General features: G+C 32.1%; 3 protein-coding genes. 1 reads left to right on the top strand and 2 read right to left on the bottom strand.

The annotated features are described in order from the left end of the window. Positions 1–29: 29 nt before the first annotated feature. A complete protein-coding gene (locus CHU92_RS15675; RefSeq protein WP_165764543.1) occupies positions 30–206 on the bottom strand; it encodes a hypothetical protein in 177 nt (58 codons plus the stop codon). Positions 207–228: 22 nt separating this feature from the next. Further along, positions 229–543 carry a hypothetical protein gene (locus CHU92_RS00470; RefSeq protein WP_094411513.1) on the bottom strand — a complete coding sequence of 105 codons (315 nt, stop codon included), beginning with the start codon at positions 541–543 and terminating at the stop codon, positions 229–231. 501 nt (positions 544–1,044) lie between these two features. On the opposite strand from CHU92_RS00470, the gene CHU92_RS15945 reads away from it, so the two are divergent. Further along, the coding region (locus CHU92_RS15945; RefSeq protein ID WP_207759778.1) for a hypothetical protein at positions 1,045–1,298 on the top strand (254 nt) is incomplete at its 3' end.

Here is a 1,298-nt window from a genome sequence, read left to right as displayed (position 1 = left end):
GCACTAAAGAAATTTAATAAAATAAAAGTTTAAACCACTTCTTTATCAAATTTTAGTTCACTTATCATTTTTAAATCTATATTTTGATTTACTGATAAGTTGTTAAATGAAGTCTTATAAATCACATTATTTCTCTCTAAACCATTATTTGCATAAGATTGAAAACAAAAGAAAACTAGAGATGCTATTAAAAATATTTTATTCATTTTTTCAATATTTTAGTTTACATTACATATCAGCAGCTAAATCTTTTAACAATTTGACAGTGTCTTTTATACAACTACCAGAATCGCTAGTAAAAGTGATATCTAAATCTACTTTCTTGCCATTAATTGTTCCTTTTATAGTAACATGACATTGTAGTAAGTCTTCACTAACTTTAACAGTTTCAAATGTTGAAATGCTAAAAACGTCATTAACCAAATTTAAGTTTTCTAATTTTGAAATTTCATTAGAAATTTGGTTGTCGAAAGAATTAGAATTATTTGCAAATGCAAACGAACCGATTAGCATAAATGCTAAAGAAAAAAATACATTTTTCATTTTGTTAATTGGGTGTTTCCATCTTTTGGCAGGACAAAGACTTCCACTTTAAATTGTTAATTAATAATCTGCCGTTTTGTTGCTTAAAACAATTTACTTCACAAATTGTTCCATTTCTTCTAAATTACTCTTTCAATAGTTAGTCATTTCTTTTTGCTTTGCTCTTTGGCTTGCCTATACGCTGGCTGTACTTAAACGCTAATCTAATGATTTTCTTTCTTTTAGTTTACTTTTTTACGCTTTGTTTGTCATAAGGTTTCTTGCAACGTTATGCGAATAGGCGCTCGGCGTTAGCTGGCGCTTATTAGCTGTTATGCGTGTTTTTCAATATGCTAATATACAAAACAGAACAGTCGCCACCAGTACGTCACATGCTTGAAATGCAAATAATTTCAATAGTCGAATTGCTCTTATACTCGTATAGGCGCTGGTCGAGCTATTGATGACGAGAAAACATTTAAATCTTCTCAACACAGGCTGTTAGCTACTAAAAACTTGACTATGTCATTTTTTTGTGCTAACTTCGGTAAAGTCTGTCTGACGTATCACGTCTCAAACATGCTCCTCTCGAGCAATGCTTGGAACGGTTTATCCGTAACAGACTTTATCCAAAATGCTACTCCCGTAGCTTTGTTTGTGTTGATCCTTTTTAAATGTAATCGTCAATTATTGCCTTTCAAGCCATGGGGCGGGTGTGCGATTGCGCATAACGTTTTGCAGATTGGTGATGGGCGGGCTTTTCAGCACAAAAGTTA

The sequence above is a fragment of the Flavobacterium cyanobacteriorum genome (assembly GCF_002251835.1).
Taxonomy (GTDB): Bacteria; Bacteroidota; Bacteroidia; order Flavobacteriales; family Flavobacteriaceae; genus Flavobacterium; species Flavobacterium cyanobacteriorum.
The sequence above is the reverse complement of the archived record's forward strand: the minus strand, read 5'-3'. Positions and strand labels throughout refer to the sequence as shown.